Source organism: Nocardia sp. XZ_19_231, assembly GCF_015355705.1.
GTDB lineage: Bacteria > Actinomycetota > Actinomycetes > Mycobacteriales > Mycobacteriaceae > Nocardia > Nocardia salmonicida.
Genome location: NZ_JACUZI010000005.1, coordinates 228,311 through 249,221, shown reverse-complemented (window position 1 = coordinate 249,221; position 20,911 = coordinate 228,311). Strand labels below are relative to the sequence as shown.

Annotated in this window: 18 protein-coding genes; 5 read left to right on the top strand and 13 right to left on the bottom strand. The window is 66.5% G+C overall.

Annotation, left to right across the window (positions count from 1 at the left end; translation table 11 throughout):
• Positions 1-159: 159 nt before the first annotated feature.
• Positions 160-1,449: a GAF domain-containing protein gene (locus IBJ82_RS23145; protein ID WP_194828062.1), complete on the top strand. Its 1,290-nt coding sequence runs from the start codon at positions 160-162 to the stop codon at positions 1,447-1,449.
• A gap of 28 nt (positions 1,450-1,477) precedes the next feature.
• On the opposite strand, the gene IBJ82_RS23140 is transcribed toward IBJ82_RS23145, so the two are convergent.
• The 10 genes from IBJ82_RS23140 to IBJ82_RS23095 all read right to left on the bottom strand — a co-directional run bounded on the left by IBJ82_RS23140 (position 1,478) and on the right by IBJ82_RS23095 (position 10,794).
• On the bottom strand, positions 1,478-1,972 hold the full coding sequence (locus IBJ82_RS23140; protein ID WP_194828061.1) for a DUF6764 family protein: 495 nt from the start codon (positions 1,970-1,972) through the stop codon (positions 1,478-1,480).
• A gap of 54 nt (positions 1,973-2,026) precedes the next feature.
• Positions 2,027-2,692 (bottom strand): fasciclin domain-containing protein, encoded by a 666-nt coding sequence (locus IBJ82_RS23135; protein WP_194828431.1) that lies wholly within the window; start codon positions 2,690-2,692, stop codon positions 2,027-2,029.
• A gap of 261 nt (positions 2,693-2,953) precedes the next feature.
• Positions 2,954-3,973 carry a DUF5914 domain-containing protein gene (locus IBJ82_RS23130; RefSeq protein WP_228537554.1) on the bottom strand — a complete coding sequence of 340 codons (1,020 nt, stop codon included), beginning with the start codon at positions 3,971-3,973 and terminating at the stop codon, positions 2,954-2,956.
• Positions 3,970-5,544 carry an NAD(P)/FAD-dependent oxidoreductase gene (locus tag IBJ82_RS23125; RefSeq protein ID WP_194828060.1) on the bottom strand — a complete coding sequence of 525 codons (1,575 nt, stop codon included), beginning with the start codon at positions 5,542-5,544 and terminating at the stop codon, positions 3,970-3,972. Before IBJ82_RS23125 ends, IBJ82_RS23130 begins: the two co-directional genes overlap by 4 nt.
• The gene (locus tag IBJ82_RS23120; RefSeq protein WP_370585441.1) at positions 5,544-6,305 is read right to left on the bottom strand and encodes a class I SAM-dependent methyltransferase; all 762 of its coding nucleotides are present in this window, start codon (positions 6,303-6,305) and stop codon (positions 5,544-5,546) included. Before IBJ82_RS23120 ends, IBJ82_RS23125 begins: the two co-directional genes overlap by 1 nt.
• Positions 6,302-6,631, bottom strand: a complete 330-nt coding sequence (locus IBJ82_RS23115) for a lycopene cyclase domain-containing protein (protein WP_194828059.1) — start codon at positions 6,629-6,631, stop codon at positions 6,302-6,304. Before IBJ82_RS23115 ends, IBJ82_RS23120 begins: the two co-directional genes overlap by 4 nt.
• A complete protein-coding gene (locus tag IBJ82_RS23110) occupies positions 6,628-6,981 on the bottom strand; it encodes a lycopene cyclase domain-containing protein (protein WP_194828058.1) in 354 nt (117 codons plus the stop codon). Before IBJ82_RS23110 ends, IBJ82_RS23115 begins: the two co-directional genes overlap by 4 nt.
• A gap of 167 nt (positions 6,982-7,148) precedes the next feature.
• Positions 7,149-8,111, bottom strand: a complete 963-nt coding sequence (locus tag IBJ82_RS23105) for a phytoene/squalene synthase family protein (RefSeq protein ID WP_194828057.1) — start codon at positions 8,109-8,111, stop codon at positions 7,149-7,151.
• Entirely contained in the window at positions 8,108-9,628 is a 1,521-nt protein-coding gene (gene crtI, locus IBJ82_RS23100; protein ID WP_194828056.1) for a phytoene desaturase family protein, read from the bottom strand. Before crtI ends, IBJ82_RS23105 begins: the two co-directional genes overlap by 4 nt.
• A gap of 29 nt (positions 9,629-9,657) precedes the next feature.
• Positions 9,658-10,794 (bottom strand): polyprenyl synthetase family protein, encoded by a 1,137-nt coding sequence (locus IBJ82_RS23095; protein WP_370585440.1) that lies wholly within the window; start codon positions 10,792-10,794, stop codon positions 9,658-9,660.
• A gap of 243 nt (positions 10,795-11,037) precedes the next feature.
• On the opposite strand from IBJ82_RS23095, the gene IBJ82_RS23090 reads away from it, so the two are divergent.
• The gene (locus tag IBJ82_RS23090; protein ID WP_194828054.1) at positions 11,038-12,510 is read left to right on the top strand and encodes a phospholipase D-like domain-containing protein; all 1,473 of its coding nucleotides are present in this window, start codon (positions 11,038-11,040) and stop codon (positions 12,508-12,510) included.
• 160 nt (positions 12,511-12,670) lie between these two features.
• Here the strand turns inward: IBJ82_RS23090 and IBJ82_RS35460 are convergent, their stop codons facing one another.
• Positions 12,671-16,180 (bottom strand): CHAT domain-containing protein, encoded by a 3,510-nt coding sequence (locus tag IBJ82_RS35460; RefSeq protein WP_194828053.1) that lies wholly within the window; start codon positions 16,178-16,180, stop codon positions 12,671-12,673.
• Positions 16,181-16,272: 92 nt separating this feature from the next.
• Between IBJ82_RS35460 and IBJ82_RS23080 the strand changes: the two genes are divergently transcribed.
• Together IBJ82_RS23080 and IBJ82_RS23075 are read left to right on the top strand one after the other, a co-directional pair.
• Entirely contained in the window at positions 16,273-16,623 is a 351-nt protein-coding gene (locus IBJ82_RS23080) for a hypothetical protein (RefSeq protein WP_194828052.1), read from the top strand.
• Entirely contained in the window at positions 16,620-17,495 is an 876-nt protein-coding gene (locus IBJ82_RS23075) for a hypothetical protein (RefSeq protein ID WP_194828051.1), read from the top strand. The genes IBJ82_RS23080 and IBJ82_RS23075 overlap by 4 nt, the downstream gene beginning before the upstream one ends.
• Before the next feature lie 149 nt (positions 17,496-17,644).
• On the opposite strand, the gene IBJ82_RS23070 is transcribed toward IBJ82_RS23075, so the two are convergent.
• Both IBJ82_RS23070 and IBJ82_RS23065 read right to left on the bottom strand, forming a co-directional pair.
• On the bottom strand, positions 17,645-18,262 hold the full coding sequence (locus IBJ82_RS23070; RefSeq protein WP_194828050.1) for a 2'-5' RNA ligase family protein: 618 nt from the start codon (positions 18,260-18,262) through the stop codon (positions 17,645-17,647).
• Between the two features lie 390 nt (positions 18,263-18,652).
• A complete protein-coding gene (locus IBJ82_RS23065; protein WP_194828049.1) occupies positions 18,653-19,603 on the bottom strand; it encodes an LLM class F420-dependent oxidoreductase in 951 nt (316 codons plus the stop codon).
• 203 nt (positions 19,604-19,806) lie between these two features.
• On the opposite strand from IBJ82_RS23065, the gene IBJ82_RS23060 reads away from it, so the two are divergent.
• Positions 19,807-20,886 carry an alkaline phosphatase family protein gene (locus tag IBJ82_RS23060; RefSeq protein WP_228537553.1) on the top strand — a complete coding sequence of 360 codons (1,080 nt, stop codon included), beginning with the start codon at positions 19,807-19,809 and terminating at the stop codon, positions 20,884-20,886.
• Positions 20,887-20,911 lie beyond the last annotated feature (25 nt).

The following is a 20,911-nucleotide window of genomic DNA, read 5'->3' as shown; positions in this document are numbered from 1 at the left end:
TGGGCGTTCTCGGCCCCAGCCGGTCCGGGGCGGCGTGACGATCTGGCCCGCGCGATGCCCCGTTGGCAACCCTGTGGCAAGCCCGGTAGCGTTTGGTACTGGTGGTGCCTCGTCGATGCTGGGTGATCAATCCACTGTTCCGCAGACGAGAGGCACGTTGTGACAACCCCCGCCCGAAACCTGACCGAACCCGTTGCCCGCGTGCTGGATTCGGCAAGCGAGCGGGACCTGCGGGAACTGTTCGGGCATTCCACCGCTGTATTCGTCTCGCTCGCGGGCCCGAAGCATCTGGTCGACACGGCCAACCCCGCGTTTTTCGCCACGATCGGAAAAGACCCCGCACACACCGGGATTCCGCTCGCCGAGCTGGTGCCCGAACTACGCGAGCACGGTGTTCTTGCCGTACTGGATCAGGTCTATCGCACCGGTGAACCCTCCACCAGCCATGCCGTTCCGGTCCTGCTGGGCGCTGACGCCCACAAAGTGCGGTCCTCCTTCGATTTCAGCTACGAACCACTCCACAACGACGAGGGGTCCGTGATCGGGATCCGGCTGATCGGCGTGGAGACCACCCAACTCGAACACGCGCACCGACTGATGGCCGAGCAGCGCGCCCTGGTCGAGCAGATCGCCCGCCAAGCGCCCCTGGCCGAGGTTCTGGACGGCATGGCGCGCGCGATCGAAGATCTCGCACCCGAACAGGTACTGGTCTCGGTGCTGCTTGCCGACCCGGACAGGCGACATCTACGCCACGGTGCCGCGCCGAGCCTGCCCGACTTCTACAACGAAGCCATCGACGGGATCGCCACGGGTGAAGGCGTCGGCTCGTGTGGCACCGCCGCGCATCGGCGCGAACCGGTCATTGTCACCGATATCGGCACCGATCCTTTCTGGGACGACTTCCGGGAGCTGGCCGGGCGAGCACAGTTGGCAGCGTGCTGGTCGACGCCGATTCTGGCCCGCGACAGCACCCTGCTGGGAACCTTCGCCATGTATCACCGCAGCCCGCGCGCCCCGCAGGACAGCGATCTCGCGCTTGCTCGGGTCTTCGCCGACACCGCCGCCCTGGCCATCGAGCGCCACCACATCGAGCAGGCGAAAGCGGCGGCCGAGGCACAAGCCGAAGCCGCGCGCGAAGAACTGGCCACAGCGCTGCGCATCGAACACCAGTTGCGTACCGAGGCCGAGCAGCGCGCCGAAGCGGCTGCTGAACTCAGCGCCCGGATGGACAGTGCCGCAGCAGCGCTGGTGGCTGTGCCGCGTCCTGAGCATTGCGAGCTCGGCGGGTCCGCGGGCTGTAACGAACCGGCCGAGATCAAGGTCGCTGATTCCTGGGGTGACGCGGCGTGGGGTTGCCCCGACCACGTCGAACACTCCCTGCTCAATGTGAGTTCGGTGTTCATCGCCAACGAAGATCTCGGTGGCCTCGCCGCCTACCGCAACCGCTGACCTCGACTCACCACCGGCCGTCTACGCGTCACCCGAGGGAGACGCAGCCCTGCAATGTCTGGAAGTCACCGGCCAGTGCCGGGCCACCGACGCAGGTCGGTGTGGTCCTGCCGTCGATGGTGACGCTTGCCCCGGCGCCGGCGATCCCGAGCGCCAGTCCGGGCCGCACACCGCTGACGTCGACCGTCGATCCTGGGCCCACTGCGAGCGCGGCAGGCCCGGACAGGCCCTGTGCTTGCGAGGTTGCCGCGCCTCCGCCGACGCCGATCGCGAGAGCGAGCCCCTGTGGCCCCGCCTGCGCGGCCGCGGATCCATTGACTCCGAACGCGGCAGCGGCACTTCCGCCGACGCTCGAAGCAGCGCATTCCGAAGTGTCCGATGAATTCTCGATCATGCCCGCTCCGGGGACGCGGCAATCGACTGGCGCTGCGGCGGCAGTCGGAGCCATCGCGATCACACCCGCGATCGCGATGGCCGCGCCGAAGCCGATTCCTGCTGCTCGCCCGTAATGGTGATTGTTCATGTCAATCTCCTAGAGAGGTGTTCGATGTTTCTCGTCGAGATATCGACGAGATTGTCACTGCGGCATCAGAACCGAATCAATCAGGTAGACCGTGGCATTGGCGGTATCGATGCCACCGCAGATCACCGCGGCGTCGTTGACTTTCAGCTCGTCACCGGAGCCGGTGACAGTCACCGTGCCACCCTGCACCGTCGTTTGCGTACCCACGATGGCGTCCGGCGCGATCCGGCCCGGCACCACGTGATAGGTGAGAATCTTCTCGAGCGTGGGTGCATCGGTCTTCAAGCTCTCGATGGTCGCGGGATCGACCTTGGCGAAGGCCGCGTCCACCGGAGCGAAGACTGTGAACTCGCCGCCGTTGAGCGTGTCGACCAAGTTGACCTGCGGATTCAGCTGACCCGATACCGCAGCGGTCAAGGTGGTGAGGAGCGGATTGTTCGATGCCGCCACTGCCACCGGTACTTCGGCCATGCCTTCGACCGAACCCGGCCCGGTCGGGACTTGCGCGGCATACTCGGCGCAGCCCGGGCCCACCAGGGTGTCCCCCGCCGCAGCACCCGAAGTCGGCGCCATCGATTGTGTCGACATCGATGACGTTGTCGCCATCGACGACGATGTCGAGTCCGATGACGAATCGTCTGACGAACACGCCGCCAGGCCGAACATCGCCGTCGCTGCCACCGATACCGCTGCCACAGTTACTCTCGTGTTGCTTCTCATCGTGTTCACTCGCTTTCTCCTTCCGACGAGGCGGCGGGTTCGCCACCACGATTTCCGACGGTCATCGAACTTTCGTCCAGGTTGCCGACGGCCAGAGGAGAGGGCACCCAAGGCTCGTGCGGGCTGGTGCGAGGGCAATTCCGTGAGTTGATCAGGGTTGCCGAGTGGTCGCCGACATGCGGTTGTCACCTCCAGTGATCCTAGGAGCGAAACGGACGCGATCAAGCAAATGATGCAAAACTGATGCACACTTTTTCGTGTTCACCTGGCACGGTTCCGCGTGCGCATTTGGTAGCGACGCTCCGCGTAGGAGAGATCGTCACGCCACAATCGGGTCGCGGCGTGTGTCATCAGCGGCCTCAGCGCGGCACCAGCGTGTCGGGCTACGCGGAAGCCACGCCTGGCGCTGTCTGCGACCACTGCTTCGATGACCGCCGTGCGTGGCTGTCCATCAGGTCCGACGCCCAGTGGAGTGGCATGGGTTTCGACGACACTGCCCTGTCCTTCGCCATCGATGATGCGCATCGTCAGCGTTCGTGGTTCCGGGCTGATGAACTCCGCGTGCACGGGGACGCCGAGCCGACCGCCGACCCGGAAGGTGACCGCGACGACGAACCGTTCGACAGAGTCGGCGGCGCCGGGTTCGGACGCGGGAGATTCGAGCACCTCGAGATGGGCGAACGAGTACGGGTGAAACCAGGATCCGTGCCAGGGATCGAGCCGGTTGGCGATGATGTCGGCGGGCTCGCACACCCCGGTCACGGTGGCGACCGCCGAGATCGCGCTGTTCGAGGCTGGACGAGCACCGATGACCGGCGCGTCCAACGGCGGTTCGTCGCCGATGTGGTCGAGTCGGACCCAGACCAGCACCCCGTCGTCGTGGCACGGCAGCGCTGCCCACCCCGGCCCACCGTCCCCGCTGAGCCGTAGGCCGTGCCAGCGGCACACCAGCGCTCCGCAGTCGATTCTCGCCTGCGCCAAAGGCGCACCGAGGTGCGGGCATGCGCCGGGTCCGACCACCAGCTGTCGATGCTCGTCACGCCAGGCGACGAGCTCGACGTCGGCGACAGTGGCACCGAAAGGCCGATCGTTTCGGACGTCACGGCTCGCGCCGAAGACGTACCAGTTCCCGGAGGGACGATTCTGCGATCGTTCGAGTGCCGCGCCGATGACAGCGGGGTCGGCGTCGCGGTAGGTGGGATTCTGGGTGGACCACCGTTCGGAATCGACAGGTTGCACCGGCCAGCCGGTGGGCCAGCGCCGAAAGATCCTGTCTCTCATACAGATTCCTCCTGGATTGCCGCTTTCGACATTTCGCGCGCGGCGAGACGTCGCAGTACCGCGTGTCGTCCGGTGGTGGGCACGGTGTACAGGTCGTGCCCCTCCGAGCCCCATTGCGTGAGCAGGGCATTCGCCGCGGTCCAGCCCGTCGTGGCAGCACGTTCCATCAACGCGACAGGCAGGTCGATACGGATGCCGTCCCCGGCCAGCATCAGCTTGTCGTGCGGCGTGCGAACCGGTGGGCGGGCGGCGTGGTCGCCTACTCCGAACAGGGGGCAGTCCTGTCGCCACTGCACCTGTTCACCGACGATCCGCGCGTCGGCGGTCTCGGGATACAGGTGGTGCAGTCGAGCGAGAAGCTGCGCGCGGATCTCACGATCGAGCTCCGGTGTCCGAACCTCGGACAGTGCGTAGGCATGCAGTTCGACCACCGCACCGTTGTGCTGCTCGGCCCAGGAGCGGGCCTGATCCTCGTAGCGGTCCAGGACGCTGATGTTGTCCAGCGGAGGCATGCCGCCGGTGGCGAGAAACGCCGGTCTCTCTTGCGCGACCGGCCGATCCAGCCATAGGCGATGGACGAGAAACGGCGGGGCGCTGCGCAACGCCTGGATCCGTGAGCGCCAGTCGGAATCGCCGAGATCCGGGGAGTCGGCGACGATACGACGCAGCCCTGCGACATCGGTCGCCAGCACAACCGCATCGGCATCGACGACGCCGCCCGCATCGTCGTGGACTCGGAAGGTTCGGTCTCCGCCCGTCTGCACCCGGGTGACTGTCGTTCCGGTGCGGATCCGGGCTCCGCGCGCTGCGAGGTACTCGCTCAGCGGCGACCACAGCGCGGTGTCGTAGTTCGACGTCGGCACGTCGAAGAGCAGCCCTTCGCTGGATCCGAGGAAATAGATGTGGAACATGGCGGCCAACTCGGCGGCCGACATCTGCGCCGGCGGCGCGAAGAAGCTCCGGGAGAAGACGTCGAAGGCGAGATGGCGCGCGGCGACGGGAAATTTGATCTTCCGCAGAAACGTTTCCGCGTCCACATGATCCAACTGCTCGTAGATGGCGGGCACTGACACCATCGCCAACGGGGCCGCGGCCCTGGCATCGAGTCGGCGCAACTCGTTCAGCGGAAACGTCCGACTGCGCGCCGCGAAGGCGAGCGCGTTCCACGGCGGTGTGAGCGGCAGGCGACGGAACGAGTCGCGTCGGCCTTCGGCATCTACCAGCGGATAGTCGTCGACGCGCGTCATGCGCTGCAGCAGGGGATCGGTGCGGCGCAACAATTGCCGCAGGTTGTAGTACTGCCGGAAGAAGGCATGAAAACCACGGTTCATCGCGATCTGGGTGCTGTCGGGAAGGGCGTCGGTCCACCCGCCGACGCGACCGCCGAGGTATTCCTGGCATTCGATCACCTCGACCCCGATGCCGCGTTCGGCGAGCCCGGTAGCGGCGGTCAGCCCGGCGATGCCCGCACCGACCACAACCACGTACGGGCGGGTGCCCGGCTTACGACCGATGGGAGGGGCGGCGGCATGGCGAACGATGCGCCGATCGCGGCCGATAGCAGCGTCCACTAGCGCTCGATCCCATCCAGGTTCGGAGAACGATGGGTGGTCGCCAGGAACGTGTGCACGATGCCGTGTTGCCAGCCTGGAACGGTTTCGCTGCAGACAGCCGTGAAGCCGTTCTCGCGCAGCCGCTCTCGGAATCGGGACGTGCTGTCGAAGGAGACGACGCTTCGTTGGAGGTGCCGGTACAGGGTGGCGTCGCGGCTGAGCATCCATCCTGCGGGCACGATGATGGTGCGGCACACCGTGTTCCAGACGATGCGAGCCCACCTCGATTCCGCGACCGAGTATTCGTGCACCCCCAGTGGGGCGCCAGGGCGTAGCAGTGCGGCGAACGCGCGAAGCTGGGCGTCGGGGTCGGCGAGATTGCGCACGAGATAGGCGGCGAAGATGCCGTCGAAGGGACCGACAATGCCGGCGGCCTCGATATCCTCGATGCGGCTGTGCACGAATCGGACGGAATCGGGCCACGTTTTGGCACGCGCTCGCGCGAGCATCTGTGCCGATCCGTCGACAGCGACGATCTCCGCTTTCGGGGCGACCGATAACAACGCGGCGGTGGAAGCACCTGTCCCGCAGCCGGCGTCGAGCAGTCGCAGCCCTGCCCCGCGGTCGGGAAGTTGCATCCGGCGCGCGGAGGTGCGCAGGTGTTTGTGATAGCCGGGATTCACCGCGACGAGGCGGTCGTAATCATCGGCGACCGCGTCGAAGGCAGTCGGGACCTCGTCGCGAGACAGCCCGTCGACGCCGATTCGAGAGTCGTTCACAAGCGCACACCTTTCCGATCCCGGATTCGTTCGCGTTCCCACAGCAGCAGGACCGCGGTGACCATGGCGAAGCCGAACAGGTAGTCCTCGACCGGGATGTCCCACGGGAACCGGATCCCGGTGATGTGTTCGGAGTTGTAGAGAACTAGCGGTGCGGTGAGTTTGGTGAGCCAGCCGTCGACCAAGATCTGGAAGCTGAGCACGATGATCATCGACAGCCAATAGCCGGGCCGACGGAACAGCCCTGTCCGGAGGAACGCGAGCTCCCATCCACAGACGAGAACCACCGCGACCAGCGCGGGCAGCGTATAGCCGAGGCCGGTCACCGGGTCCGCTCCGAGGGTGCCGAGGACGACTCGGTGGGGTGCAGCCGCTGGAGAATCGACTCGACCGCGTTGTAGGTGAGCAGTGCGCACAGCGGTATGACGAGGAAGAAGATCAGTTCCTCGACCGGTATCGCCAGCGGGAGCGTCCAGCCTGTCAGATAGCGCGGGCTGTAGCTCCAGACGCCGGCAGCGATGGCCATCGCGTCCCAGACGAGGAACACGGCGGCGACCGGGAGCACGCAACGGGCAAGGCGGGCGGGGCGCCGATAGACCCCCTCGCCGAAAGACTCCAACGGGAGGGTCACCAGCAGGCAAAGTCCCATGACGATCAGGTATTGCCAGCGTTCCATCGTGTCACCTAACTTTCGGTCAACAACACGCGGTCCAAACGGCGAAACCATCGGCCCATCTGCTCAGGGATTCCGAGGCATCAGGTACTCACAGCACAAAGTAGTCCCGAACCCCGCCGAGTTCGATGACCCGCACCGCCTGTTTTCGCCGAGTTCGAGAGATCACGTCAGCCTTCGGCCTTGGTCATTGCGCGTGCGCGCCCGCCTCGCCGCGCCCACAACGCGCGAGCCAACGCCGAACCGGCGACACGGGTGCGACGCGCGTTGCCCACGGTGGCTCGCGCGGTGAACACCGCGAAATCGGTCTCCTCGATTCGGTCGAGAATTTCCGAGTACAGCACAGCCGCGGTGGCGACACAGGGTCGCGACACCGGGTGCAGAAGCGCGATTCCGGCGTCGGCGTCTCGGTACCAGTCGCGGGCGATCGCATGTTGTGCGGCCAGGGCCGATCGCACCCTGGGATCGGTGCGGCGATTCGTCCGACACCACTGCAACCGGGCGCGGTCCACATCGAAAGCAGCCAACTCGTCGGCAGGCAGATACACCCGGCCACGGTCGAGGTCTTCGGCGATGTCTCGAAGGAAGTTGGTGAGCTGGAACGCTTTTCCCAGCGCCGCCGCGTACGGCGCGGCATCGGCTTGTGCGCCCACGGTGCCCAACACCGGTAGTACTTGCAGCCCGATCACCGCTGCCGAACCGTGCATATAGCGATCCAGCGCGGCCCGGTCCGGGTAGTCGGTCACCGTCAGATCCATGCGCATCGAGTCGAGGAAGTCGTCGAACAAGGTGTGGTCGATCCGGTATCTGGCGGCGGTATCGGCAAGCGCGGCAAGGATCGGGTCGTCTCCGGGGGTCCCGGAAAGACTGTCGTGCAAGTCCTTCGCCACCGCGTCCAGTCGTGCCGCCGCAGAGCCGGCGGCAGCGTCGGCCGGGGGTTCGTCGACGATGTCGTCGGCCCATCGGGCGAAGCCGTAGAGCGCGTGGATCGCCGGCCGTTGGGCGGGCGCGAGCAATCGAGTGGCGAGGAAGAACGTGCGTCCATGGCGCGCGTTGAGGTCCCGGCATTTCTGATAGGACTCCCGCAGCCCCGCAGCGCGGATGCCGGCGGCGTCGAGTTCGGTGTGCATCATCGTCGATCACTCCTGGTCGCAGTCGAGGCCCGCGAGGTCGACACCGTGCCGGTGACGCGGTCGGCGGCGAGACGGCCCGACAACAGGGCCGTCGGCACCCCGACGCCGGGCACGGTGCCGCAGCCGGCCAGCACCGCGTTGGCCGTGCCGCGTGGCATGTTCGCGGGACGAAAGGGGCCGGTTTGGGCGAAGGTATGCGCGAGTGAGAACGGAGTACCGGCCAGCATGCCCTGCCGTTCCCAATCGGCGGGAGTATCCACGTGCATGATCTCGGCGTTTTCGACGAAGCCCGGCACCAACCGGTCCTCGACGATCGCCGCGAGCTCCTCGCCGTAGGCGGTGGCGCGACGATCCCAGTCCAAGTCCTTGCTGCGGTAGAGGTTGGGTACCGGAGCGAGAACGGTGAACAGATCGCGCCCGTTCGGGGCGAGGCCGGGGTCGGTCGCGGTGGGCCGGGTCACCAGCAGCGACGGGTCAGACATCAACTCCCCCGCACCGATCAGTTCGTCGAAGGTCTGCTTCCATGCTTCGCCGAAGACGAGGTTGTGATGTGCCGTCGGCACCGTGGCGGGAATTCCGATATGCATGACGACCGCAGAGGGTGCCGGACGCCAGCGGATCGGACGGCGCGGTGAGCGATCGAGCAATTCGTAGGCGGTGGGAAGTTCAGTCGCCACAACGACGGCATCGCAAGGGATTCGACGACCGCGATCGGTGAGCACCGAGGTGATCCTGGAACCGCGCCGTTCCAGGTCGTGAACTGTCTCGCCGTAACAGAACGTCACACCGGCATCGACAGCGGCGGCGGCGAGGGCGTCCGGTAGCGCGCGCATTCCTCCGCGCGGGAAGTAGACCCCGCCCACCGTGTCCATGTAGGAGATCACCGCATACAGCGCCAACGCTCGTTGTGGCGACACGCCCGCGTAGAGCGATTGGAAGGTGAATACCCGGCGCAGTCGTTCGTCGGTCAGAAAGGATCCGATCGCCCTGTCGAGGCGCCGGAATCCGCCCAACGCGATCAGCCGCGCGAGCGCCGGTGTCAGCAACGAGAGTGGAGAATCGGCGTTCGCGGCGATGAACCGATCGAATTCGACGCGGTACAGCTCGCTCATCCACGCGCGCAGTCGGCGATACCCGTCGACTTCCTTGGGTCCGGCGAAGGCCAGGACCGATTCGTCCATCGCCGATGCGTCGCTGTGAACATCCAACCCGCTGCCGTCGGCGAAGTGCGCGCGGTAAGCAGGAACGACCGGCAACAAGTCCAACCGGGAGTCGAGATCCTCACCCACCGCGGCGAGGGTGTCGGCAACGATATCGGGCATGGTGAGCACCGACGGCCCGGTGTCGAGTAGATAGCCATCGACATCGCGGCGTCCCGCTCGACCACCGGCGAACATCTCACGCTCCACCACTGTGACACTGCGACCGCGTCCTGCCAGGTGCAACGCCGCGGCCAGACCCGCCAGACCGGCACCGACGACGACCACCTCATCGGTTCTTCCCGAGATCGTTCGCATCGTTACCTTTCAGTCGGTGGTGACGGCGGTCAGTGCGTACGGTGTGTGCACAGCAGCGCCATTCGGTGCAGAGAATCAGCCACCGAGGGTTCGAGATCGGCGACGTCGAGCAGTCGACGCGCATGGTCGACGCGGTCGCCAATCATCTGTTCAGCGCACTGTCCTGCGCCACTGTCGGTGACCACCGCCTGTGCGAGCGCCACGTCTCGCTCATCGATGACCTTCTTCGTCCAGAGATCTCGTAGCCGGGCGCGATCCGACGGCTCGGCCAGCTGATCGGCCAGCGCGATCACGGTGGTCGCCTTCCGTTCCCGAACGTCGTCGCCGGTCGGTTTGCCGGTTGTCGCGGGGTCGCCGAAGATGCCGAGCAGGTCATCGCGAATCTGGAATGCCTCCCCGATCACTTCGCCGTATTCACCGAGAAGGCGCATCACCGTCTCGTCGCAATCGGCCATCGCCGCACCCAGCTCGAGGGGTCGGCGCACGGTGTAGTTGCCGGACTTGCGGCGCGCGATGTCCATCACCGCGTCCAAGGTCGGAACGCGGTTCGCGTCGTTGGACAAATCCGCGAGCTGACCTACCGCCAGTTCGCTGCGCATCGAGTCATAACGTGGCCATGCCCGATCCAACGCAGCGGGACTTACGCCACTTTCACGCAGCATGCGCTCGGCCCACACCAAGTACAGGTCGGCGAGCAGGATCGCCGCCGACTCACCGAATCGGGCCGACGATCCAGACAACCCCTGATCGGTGTGCCACGCGGCGAGACGCAGATGGGCCGACTTCCGTCCCCGCCTGACCTGGGACTCGTCCATCACGTCGTCCTGTACGAGCGCGAACGCGTGCAGGAGCTCCGCGCTCGCGGCCGCGCGCAGCGCGGGTTCGGACTCACCGAGACCGCCACACAGCCAGCCGAGATAGACGAACACCGACCGTACGCACTTGCCGCCCGACGCGAAGTCGATCATCAGCCGACCAGGTAAGGAGAACCCTTCTGGATCCAGTTCCGCCGCGCAACGCGCCCGGACGAACTCATCGACGTGATCGCGCGCCGAGCGCTGTGTACGGTCGAGCCACTCTGCGAACTGCGCAGAACCGTCTTCGCTCGGCGCCGCACGGCAGCGCTGGATCGCGATAGCTACTCGCTCTGCATCCACATCGCCCATTGTGGCATCAACTCCCGAATTTTGCATCGTTCATGCATCGAATACTGGGTCCGAGATTGATCACGCCTAGGTACAACACCCAAGATTCACACGGTTCGGCCCCGACATCAGGCAGGCACGCACCAACGGCGACGTGTCGTCGACCGGAGCGGCGGGCAGCGGCCCAGAGTGGTCGGCGGCCCACCCAGTATTGTGAATCGTTCACCTGCGGGGACAGGTGCCGAACGACGGGATAGACGACACATGAGCGACGAGCGACAAATCCTCACTCCCGGCGAAACCTGCTGGCAGATCGCCCAGGCAGATCGCCTGGCCTGCATCATCGACGCGGCAGACTATTTTCACTACGCCAAGGCCGCGATGCTGCGGGCTCGCAAACGCATTGTGCTGATCGGCTGGGACTTCGACACCCGGATCAAGTTCGAACCGCAGGGCAAGACCCTCGAAGGGCCCGATCGGCTCGGCAAATTCCTGTCCTGGCTGCCGAAGCAACGTCCGGATCTCGAGATCTACCTGCTGAAATGGAATGTCGGTGCGTTCGCCGCGATCGGCCGGGGGATGACACCGATCTTCGTCGTCAATTGGATGACCGACCGACGACTGCACTTCGAAATCGACGGCGCGCACCCCGTCGGCGCGGCGCACCATCAGAAGATCATCGTGATCGATGACCAACTCGCGTTCTGCGGCGGCATCGACATGACCGTCGACCGCTGGGACACCCGCGACCACCGCGACGACAATACCTACCGAACCGCGCCGAACGACGACCGCTACGGCCCTTGGCACGATGCGACCACCGCCGTGGACGGCGCCGCGGCGAAGGCGATCGGCGAACTGGCCGCCGCCAGGTGGAAATCGGCTACCGGGCAAGAACTGAGCCCGGTCGACGAGATCGCCGGGGAAACGCCGTGGCCCGAAGACCTGGAGCCGACGATGCGCTCCGTCGATGTGGGGATCGCCCGAACTCTCCCCGAGCTCGCCGACCGCGCCGAGGTCCGCGAGATCGAGGCGCTGTATCGCGCGGCGATCGCGGGCGCCACCCGCGCGCTGTACATCGAGAGCCAGTATCTGGCGTCGCGCACCCTCGCCGAGGCGATCGCCGCGCGCCTGCGCGAACCGAACGGCCCGGAGATCGTGCTGGTACTCCCCCGCAACGCCGATGGTTGGCTGGAGCAAGCGGCAATGGACGGCGCCCGCCGACGCCTCCTGCATCTGCTGTGGAAAGCCGACATCCACCACCGGCTCGGCGTCTACTACCCGGTCACCGCCGCCGGTGCGCCCATCTATGTCCACGCCAAGGTGCTGGTGATGGACGACCGGCTCCTGCGGGTCGGATCATCGAACCTCAACAATCGATCGATGGGCTTCGACACCGAATGCGACCTCGCCGTCGAGGTCACCCCGACGACCGCCGACGGCGAAGTCCTCCGCGAGACCATCCTCGGCATCCGCCGCCGCCTGCTCTGCGAACACCTCGACGCCGACCCCGCGAAATTCGACGCCACCCTCGCCGAAACATCCTCGCTCGTGCGCACCGTCGAAGCGCTGCGCGGCGAAGGCCGCACCCTGGTCCGATTCGACCCCGAAACCGTCGCGAACGAGGACAGCGTCCTGGCGGAAAACGAACTGATGGATCCCGAACGCACCCCGACAAGATTGTGGGACAGCCTCTTGCCGAGCCGAGACGTTCGCCGCACGAGGTCGACTCGATAAACACGGCCACCTCCTCGAGGGGGCATGGTCCGCGCCACACCTCTTCCTGCCAAGCCGACTCGAAAGCTATTCGGACACCGGAGATGTCGGGTCGAGGTCGGCGCAGGAGCTACGCGTGCCGTCCAGCATGTGTTGTTCGCGTAATGGGCCGGCGGGTAGCTCAGTCACCGACGTGGACGTGTCCCGCCCACCTGGTCGGCACGGCTGGATAGGCGTTCCGCATGCTGCGCAATGTTTCGGTGAGCGCGGTGGCCGCCTCGGCCGTGTCGGGCGGCCGGGTGCCGTGCGCGGTGAGCGCCGCGTAGACCGCCTCGGCGGTCTCGGAGCTGTCCGCGGTGTGCCATAGCGTGCCGATGACGCCGCGGAAGCCCGCGAGGTGGAACGCCGACGCCAAGTTCAGCGGCTCGTCCAGCAGGGCAGGGTCGGGGCCCGCGGTGTCGCAGGCGGACAGGAACGCCAGCTGCGCCGTTGTGGTGCGCAGGTCGTGCACGAACGCGGGCACGAACATGCCGTCGCTGAGCACCAGTCCACCCTGGGCGGGATGCTTTGCGGAGCTGACCGCCCGGCCGTGGCAGGCGAAGTGGGCGATCGCGTGCTCGTGCAGGCCCTGCTCGATGGCGTCGAAGTCGGCGTCGGCGTCGATGAGCACAGTGGAGCCGGGCAGCAAGTTCGCCACCGCCTCAGCCTCGGCGCGGGCGCTCGGCAGCACCGATACGCCTTTGCGCTCGCCGACACCGACGATGAGCGCGGTGTGGCGGGCGTGGCGCGGCCGGGGTGTGCTCAACGTGTCTGCGAGCGCGGTCAGCGATGGCGTGTAGGAGGAGACGACCCGGTCGAACACGGTCTGCCCGGCATTGTCGCGGTGCCAGCCGGCCGCATGCAATGGCAGCTGGGCCATGATTCCGATCGGGCACCACCACAGCCGCGTCGCGTTGACCCGGTCCAGCACCGGCCCGGCCGTGGTGTTCCACAGCCATTCCAGTACAGCGTGCACGTCCATCTGGGCCTGCTCGCGCCGGTCGAACGAGCACGCCGGGTCCTTCACATCGGCGAGCGCCGCTCGCAACCGCTTGACCTGGGCGCGGGCGGCGATCTCGGTGAGCTGCCGTAGCGGCACGGCCTCGACGGGCTTCGAAAGATCGGCGGGAACCACGAGCGCGGCGCCCTGGGCGCTGACGATCACCACGGTCTGCCCGGCCGTGCGCGTGCGCAGGACTTCGAGGTTCGGCGGCGCCAGCAGATCCTCGAATCCCGGCAACGACCGAGCATGCGCGAGCAACCGGTCGCGCCGCGCCGAGAGTTGCCGGATCTGTTCGACGGCCTGTGGTCGTGGGTCCCAGTCCTGGGAGGCGAACCGGCCGTTGGACTCCACCTCGATGTGAAACGTCACGTCGGCGTATCCGTCGGCATCAGTGAGGTCGCGCTCGACCTCGCTGAGCTCCTCGGCCAGCCGGGGTTGTGTCTCGCGCAGTCGTGCCCAGCCGCGGCGGATACCCCACGCGTCGCCGAACAGCACACCGCGGCACCGTTCGACCAGTTCCAGCGCTCGGTCGAGTTGACCTGACCGCACACCGGCGTCCACCACCCGATCGGCGAGGCCGTCCAGCTTCCGCACCGCCTCCACCCTGCGGACCCACGACAGCGCTCGGCTGACCGTCGCGGGGATTACGGTGATCACACGTTCCTGCGCGTCCAACCACGTCGCAGGGTCCGCCTCGGCGAACATCGCGGCCTGGGCCTGTTCGCAGATCATCCGACGCTGCGTGCTGGTGGCTGAGTGCGCCGACACTGCCCGATAGTTGGTGATCGCGAGCTCGCGCAACCGGTCGGCACCCGGCCCGCCGAAGGTGGCGAGCGCACGGGCCGAGCGCGCGAGTGCGAACGCCCGCAACGGCCACCAGTGGTGGTCCCGAGGTGTCTGACCGACGGCTTTCTCCGCGAGCGCGAGAGAGTCGTCCAGCGCGCCGAGATCGCCGCACTGCCGGTATCGGTGGTACAGCACGTCGGCGATAGCACTCTCGATGCGTGGCACGTCAGGGTGATCGGGACCCACGAGCGCGAGTCCGGTCCGGTAGGCGCGTTCGGCCTCGTGAAACGGTTCCGCATGCGTGACATTCGTGCTGACCACCCGGGCTAGCACGGTGGCGGCATAGTTGTAGAGCATGCCTACCCGGCGCACATCGTCTACCGGGAGGGTGGATACTGCGGATGCTGCCGCGTCGACAGCTGTGGTGAACATGCCGTGGTCCCCGGCCTCGGCCACCTCCTCGGCCGCCGCGGACAGGGTCGACCAGCGCAGCGGGAGATTCGAGTCGCCGGGCGGGGTCAGCGCGAGGGCCTGCTCCGCGACGGTGACAGCCTCCCGGCCAGCCGCGGGGTTGCCGCCGACTCTGGATTGCATGATCAGCGCGGACGCGAGCGCGGAGAGCCGGAGTGCGCGCTGATCATTGTCCGGGGCCGGCAAGTTCAGCGCGGCGCGGGCAGCGTCGACCGCCAGCTTCGCTTCGTCGCGGGAGCCGGTCCGCATTGCTGCGGTCGTCGCGCAGTGGGCGAGCGCCTTCAGCAGCTGCGCCCGGATCGCGTCGTCCGGTGAGGTGATGAGCAGCGCTTCGGTCACCGCGTCGTAGGCGAGCGTGATCGCGTCGGTGTCGCCGCCGATATCCCAGAGGTCGGTATGCGCGTAGTAGAGGTCCAGCAGCGCAGCCGGCCTGTCATCGTGGTCCAGCGGTAGTCCGACGGCGAGCACCCACGCCTCGTCACGTCGTCGCGCCAGCACTTCACGGGTGACCGGTTGCCGCCGCAGGCTCTCGACCAGGTCGTACTGCGCCTGCAGAGCGCGCGGATCGCGATGGCAGGTCATCAGGAATCGCGCTATATCGGGACCGATCTCCCTGCTGACCTCTTGCTCGAGCTGCTCGAGCGCGGGCACAGTAGCTGTGCCGGCGTAGTCCCGCTCCAACGCATCGGCGAGGTCACGGCATGTCACCAGCGCGCCGGCCAGATGGATGGGCGCTCCACCGTCGATGTAGAGATCGGTTTCGTATTGGGCGAGCTCGACCACGACGTCGCGCCAAACCGGGCGTTCCCGCAACGCCAGTTGGGCAGCGGCCCGATAGTCGGCGACGATCTTCCCCGGCGCCAGGCCCGCGTTGTCCTGTGCTCGGGCGCGATCGACCAGCCTGCGGGCGCGTTGCGGATCGTCGCGAGGTGTGTGAGCAATCGTCCAGTTCAGCCCGTTGACGACGGTCTCACGGTAGGTGTCGGTACCGTCGTGCTCGTCGAGTAGCAGCAGCAATGTGGCGTGATCGGCGGTGAGCGCGGCTTTCATTCGCTCGTCGTCCAGTGCGTTCAGCACCGTCGTATAGGCGTTCGCGAACAGCACCAGCGAGTCACGGTCCTGGTAGCGCTGGAACTGCTCGCGTGCCTCGTTCAACACCCGGTATTGCGGCATGGCGATGACGCTCGCGACCGCGAGATCACCTGGCGTGCCCGCGATGGCGGCCGCGATCTCCCGGTCGACCAGCCCGGCGAAGCCGCTCTGCGCCTGGAACCGGTGCGAGTGCGCTTGGGCCAGGTGCGGTAACAGGTGCGCAGGGCATTGCTGCGGTGGCGGTAGGCCCGCGGCCAGCAGTGCACCGATGTCTCCGGTGTAGGCAAAGTTCTCGACCACCAACCGAATGTCGTCGTACACGCGAAGCCCCCGATCCCGTTCGGTCCACGGTAGCGTGATCCCAATCACCAAGCGGGAGGTTCGAATTCGGCATGACACCAACGACCGGTCCCCGAGTCGAGGTTCTCTGCGAGCAGGCCGGAGCGGCGCTGGCCGAACGCGCGTCCCGCTACGGCGTCGCCGACGTACTGGCCCGAATCGTCACGGCAGCCCAACAGGGTGAGGTGTCCGAAGCAGACCTCGACCTGCTCGACAGCGCCTTCGCCCAACACGGCATCGACAACCTGACGCGGGCGCACCGCGGTTTCGAGCCGTGGAAGGGACCGCGCGACATCGGAGTCACGGCGTGGGTGTGCCCCATGAGTGCGTGCACTCGGGCAGGGATCGACGAAGGTCCGCGGTGCGGGCTCACCGGGCAACCGTTGCGCAGGATCGAGCTGTGAACGCGTTCCTCACCGAGCTCGGCAAGAACCTGGCTACCCGCTGGGCTGCCTTACTCGCGCTGCCCGCCGCGGTGTTCGTGGCCGTTGTGGTGGTGGCGGTCGCGCTCGGGCCATCGCACGCACTCGACTTCAAGCTGTTGTGGACCCGGGTGACGACGGTGTCGACCGGTCCCGTGCTGGCGTGGGCCGCAGTGGCGTTCCTCGCCGCGACCGCGGTGGTGGGGCTGGCGGCTACCGCGCTCGGCGGCATCGTGATCGCCGCGTGGGCAGCCCCAGACACCGGTGTCGGCAGACCGTTCGTCGCAGTGCGCCACCGCCGTTGGCAGCGGGCGACGGTCAAGGCGGACGCCGCGGTCAAGGCGGTGCTGGCCGACCGATCGGACCGCCGGGCAAGGAACAATGCACAGCGAGCTGTGCTGCGACGCAACGCGATCTCCGAGATCGAACCGGCATGCCCTACGTGGGCGGGCGACCGGCTGCGGAGCGTGGACGACCGCGTCAGCCGTGGCACAGGACTCGACCTGACCACGACGTGGCCGCGCTTGTGGCTGGTGCTGCCCGACGCGGCGCGAACCGAGGTGACGACGGTCCAGGAACGGTGCGCCTCCGCCGCCCGCACCCCGGTGTGGGGCTTGGCCTATCTGGCAGTCGGTGTGTACTGGTGGCCGGCGCTCGTGCCGGGAGTGTGGGCATTGCTGGTGTCGCGCCGTCGGATCCGCCGCGTGGTGGGGGTCTACGCGGACCTCGTGGAAGCCTCGGTCGACCTGTACGCCCGCGACGTCGCCAACCAGCTCGGGTTCGAACTGACGGGCAGGTTGACACCGACGATCGGCGAACAGTTGACCGAGGTGCTGCGGAAACGGCCTGGGTAGCTGGCGGTCGGCCCAGTTCTCCCGCAACTCCGGCAGGGTGCACGAAAGGTCAATCGAGGTGGTAGATGGTGACGCCGACCCGACGGGCGGTGGCACTAGATATGGCGCGACCATCCCGAAGTCCTTGCCTCGCAGCCGTGGCGACTCGATCAGGTGTCCGCACCCAGTTCGACCCGTTCGATGACGTCCCATTTGTAGGAGTTGTCCCGGAGTTCGAGCGAAACCAACGTAGCCCCGGTGGTCACGATGTCGAAGCCGTGGACAGCACTGCCAGCCGTCGCTGCAGCTGCGGTAGCGATCTCTTCCAGACTTTCGAAAACTGGGTATGCGATCGTCACATGGGGATCCGCTGTAGATTCTTTCAGCGACGCCTGCGGCAAAACGGAGATCGTTGCCGCACGTAGCGTGTCACGAAGTTCCATCACCGGCGCCGCGGGTGAGATAACGAAGCCGATCGCACCACGTATGTTGGTCAGCCGATCAACGGACAGGCTGAACGGCTGCAGGTTTCGGCAAGCATGCTGCGCAGCTACTGCAACAGAAGCCCGTTGTTCGAACGTGCACGTGTAAGGGCGCGAGATTCGATCCAACGTCAGATGGAGACCGTCGATCGGCGTGGTCTTGAAGTACGCCGGATCGATAGCTTGCTGGCATTCTTTGGTCCGCGAATGAAGCTCCGAGGCATGATCGAAAGTCAAGAACCAATGATAACCGAGCGGGCCGTTTTCGAGCGGACGCCGACGAAGGCTGTCCAAATTTCCGGTCACTTCTCACCGTCCTTCCTGGCCAACGCATCCCGGACGCCCTGCAAATGCGAGGTATCCCCCCACTTTTCGGCCACGTCAATCATAACCAGCGACCTTCCCATGAGGAGTTCGTGTTGTTCATGTCCGCCAACGCCAGCTCCGCATACTGCTCGTCCGCCATCGCCGACGACAGATACGATGTCGCTGCATTTCCAGCCACCTGCGCCGCGCTGAAGCTTCCCGACGAGATGCTGGATGGCACTCCATCCGGGGCATTATCACTCGTGACCAGTTCGTACGCCCGGTCCACCGCTCGGACGAGTCCGTCTCCAGCATAGTCCCACGCTCGCTCATACCTACCTGCGTAATACTCACAAAAGCTTTGCGGCCCACGTGCTCAGGCTGCGCGAGTCAGCCGTGCACCAGTGGGGTCAGGGCCTTACCTGCCAGTTCGAGGATGCCCGGCTCGTGACCGTTGGCGACCATGTTCACGATGAGGCCGTCGACCCCGTGATCGAGGATGCGGCGCTGGATCTGCTCCGCCACATCGTCAGGGGTGCCGGCGAACACACTGTCCTGCGAGATCACCACCACGACGTCGCGCTGCATGAACTCCTGCGCCAGCTTGCGCGCCCGGTCGCCGTCCTCGTCGACGACGACGACCGCGCGGAAGCTGGTCTCCAGGGTCTGCGGGTCGCGCCCGACCTCCTCGCAGCGCTGTCGCAGTGCGGTCAATTTCTGCGGTAGCGCGGTGGTGTGGCAGAGGAGGTTCAGGTGGTCGGCGTACCGCGCGGCCAGGCCGAAGGTCTTTTTCTCACCGCTGCCACCGAGCAGGATCGGCAGGTCGTCACGCACCTGCGGCTCGTTGATCGCGTTCTCGGCGCGGTACCACTTGCCCTGGAAGGTCGGCCGCTGCCCGCGCAGCATCGGCGAGATGATCTGCAGGGCCTCGTCGAGCCGCTGGAACCGCTCGGTGAAGCTGCTGTATTCGAAGCCGTAGCCGATGTGCTCCAGCTCGAACCAGCCCGCGCCGATGCCGAGGGCCGCGCGGCCGCCGCTGATCACGTCGAGCGTCGTGACGATCTTGGCCAGCAGCGCCGGATTGCGGTACGTGTTGCAGGTCATCAGGGTGGCCAGCTGGATTCGCTCGGTGACGGTGGCCAGCCCGGCCAGGGCAGTGTAGGCCTCCAGCATCCAATCATCCGGCTGCCCATAGACCTGATAGAAGTGGTCCATGAAGAGCACGGCATCGAATCCGGCCGCCTCCGCCTCCTGCGCCTGCGCGATGACCTGCGGGAACAGTTCGCGTGGGGAGGCCGCGTAGCCGAAGTAGGGCATCTGGTATCCGAGACGAATGCTCATGCTCGACGACCCTACGGCCGTTTTGCGCGCCGCCAGGGAGCGATAGCCCTTGGCAATCAACCGGACCTCACACGCCAATGGCTCGGAAATTCACCACACGCCACGGGCGCGCGATTCTGCAGAATTCCCGGTGGGCGGGACCGTATCGGTCAATTGTCCAATTCGCCGGGTGTCGTAGGCGCTCGGCAACTACGGTCCCGCGCATGCCCCGCACTCACCGCATACTCGCCACCGCCGCCCTGGCCGCTGTCCCCTTCGCCGCGGCAGCGCCTGCCCCTGCGGCTCCGGTCGTGAACAAGGTCGTGGTCATCGGTATCGACGGCACCCTGTGGAGTGAGGTGTCGGCGGCCGATGCCCCCAACCTCGACCGCCTGGCCGCGGAGGGCACCCTGGCACGCACCTCCATCGCCCCACACACCACCATGTCGTGCGTCTCGTGGGCAACAGCACTGACCGGCGTGTGGGATACCAAGCACGGGATTCAGGACAACGGATCCACCTGCAACGCAGGACCTTTCGCACAGTATCCGACCATATTCACCCAGGTGGAGCGGGAGCGTCCGTCGCTGTCGACGGCCTCCATCGGGACCTGGGACAAGATCGGCATGATCGCGCGCACCGGCAGCCCGCAGGCCGACCGGGTGGCCGTCACACAGATCGATCCCACCGGCGCGGGCGTCTGTGAGACCACCGCCGATTCCCATGCCACCGCGGAGGTTGTCTCGGCCATCACCGAGGACGCGACCGATCTGTTGTTCACGCACCTCGATCAGGTGGACATCGTGGGTCACACGCTGCGCGGAGTCTGGCCGCAGGCCTATCGCGATGCCATCGGACGAGTGGACGGCCTGGTCGGGCAGATCACCGCCGCGGTGGACGCGCGAGCGGCCTCGCATTCGAACGAGCGGTGGACCATTCTGGTCACCACCGACCACGGACACAAGCCGGATGGGGGGCACGGCGGTCAGAGCGCCTACGAGACAGCCAGTTTCGTGATCGCGCGGGGAGCGGGGTTCGCGGCGGGAACGCAGAACAACGGATTCACCCTCGCCGACATCACCCCGACCGTCCTGGATCTGCTCGATGTCTTGGCTCCCGCGAATCTCGACGGCGAGTCGATGTTGACGGGCGGCTCGGGCAATCCGGCAGCACCGGTGCCGAATACGCCACCGGTCGACTCCGGGATCACCGGTTCGTCGTCCGGTTCGGCGCAGGCGGCCATGGTGGCGAATCCGTTGTGCATCCTGGGAAGTGGATCGGCGAGCGGTTCGTCCGAGAAATAGTGTGTCGACACCGAGACCACGCGTG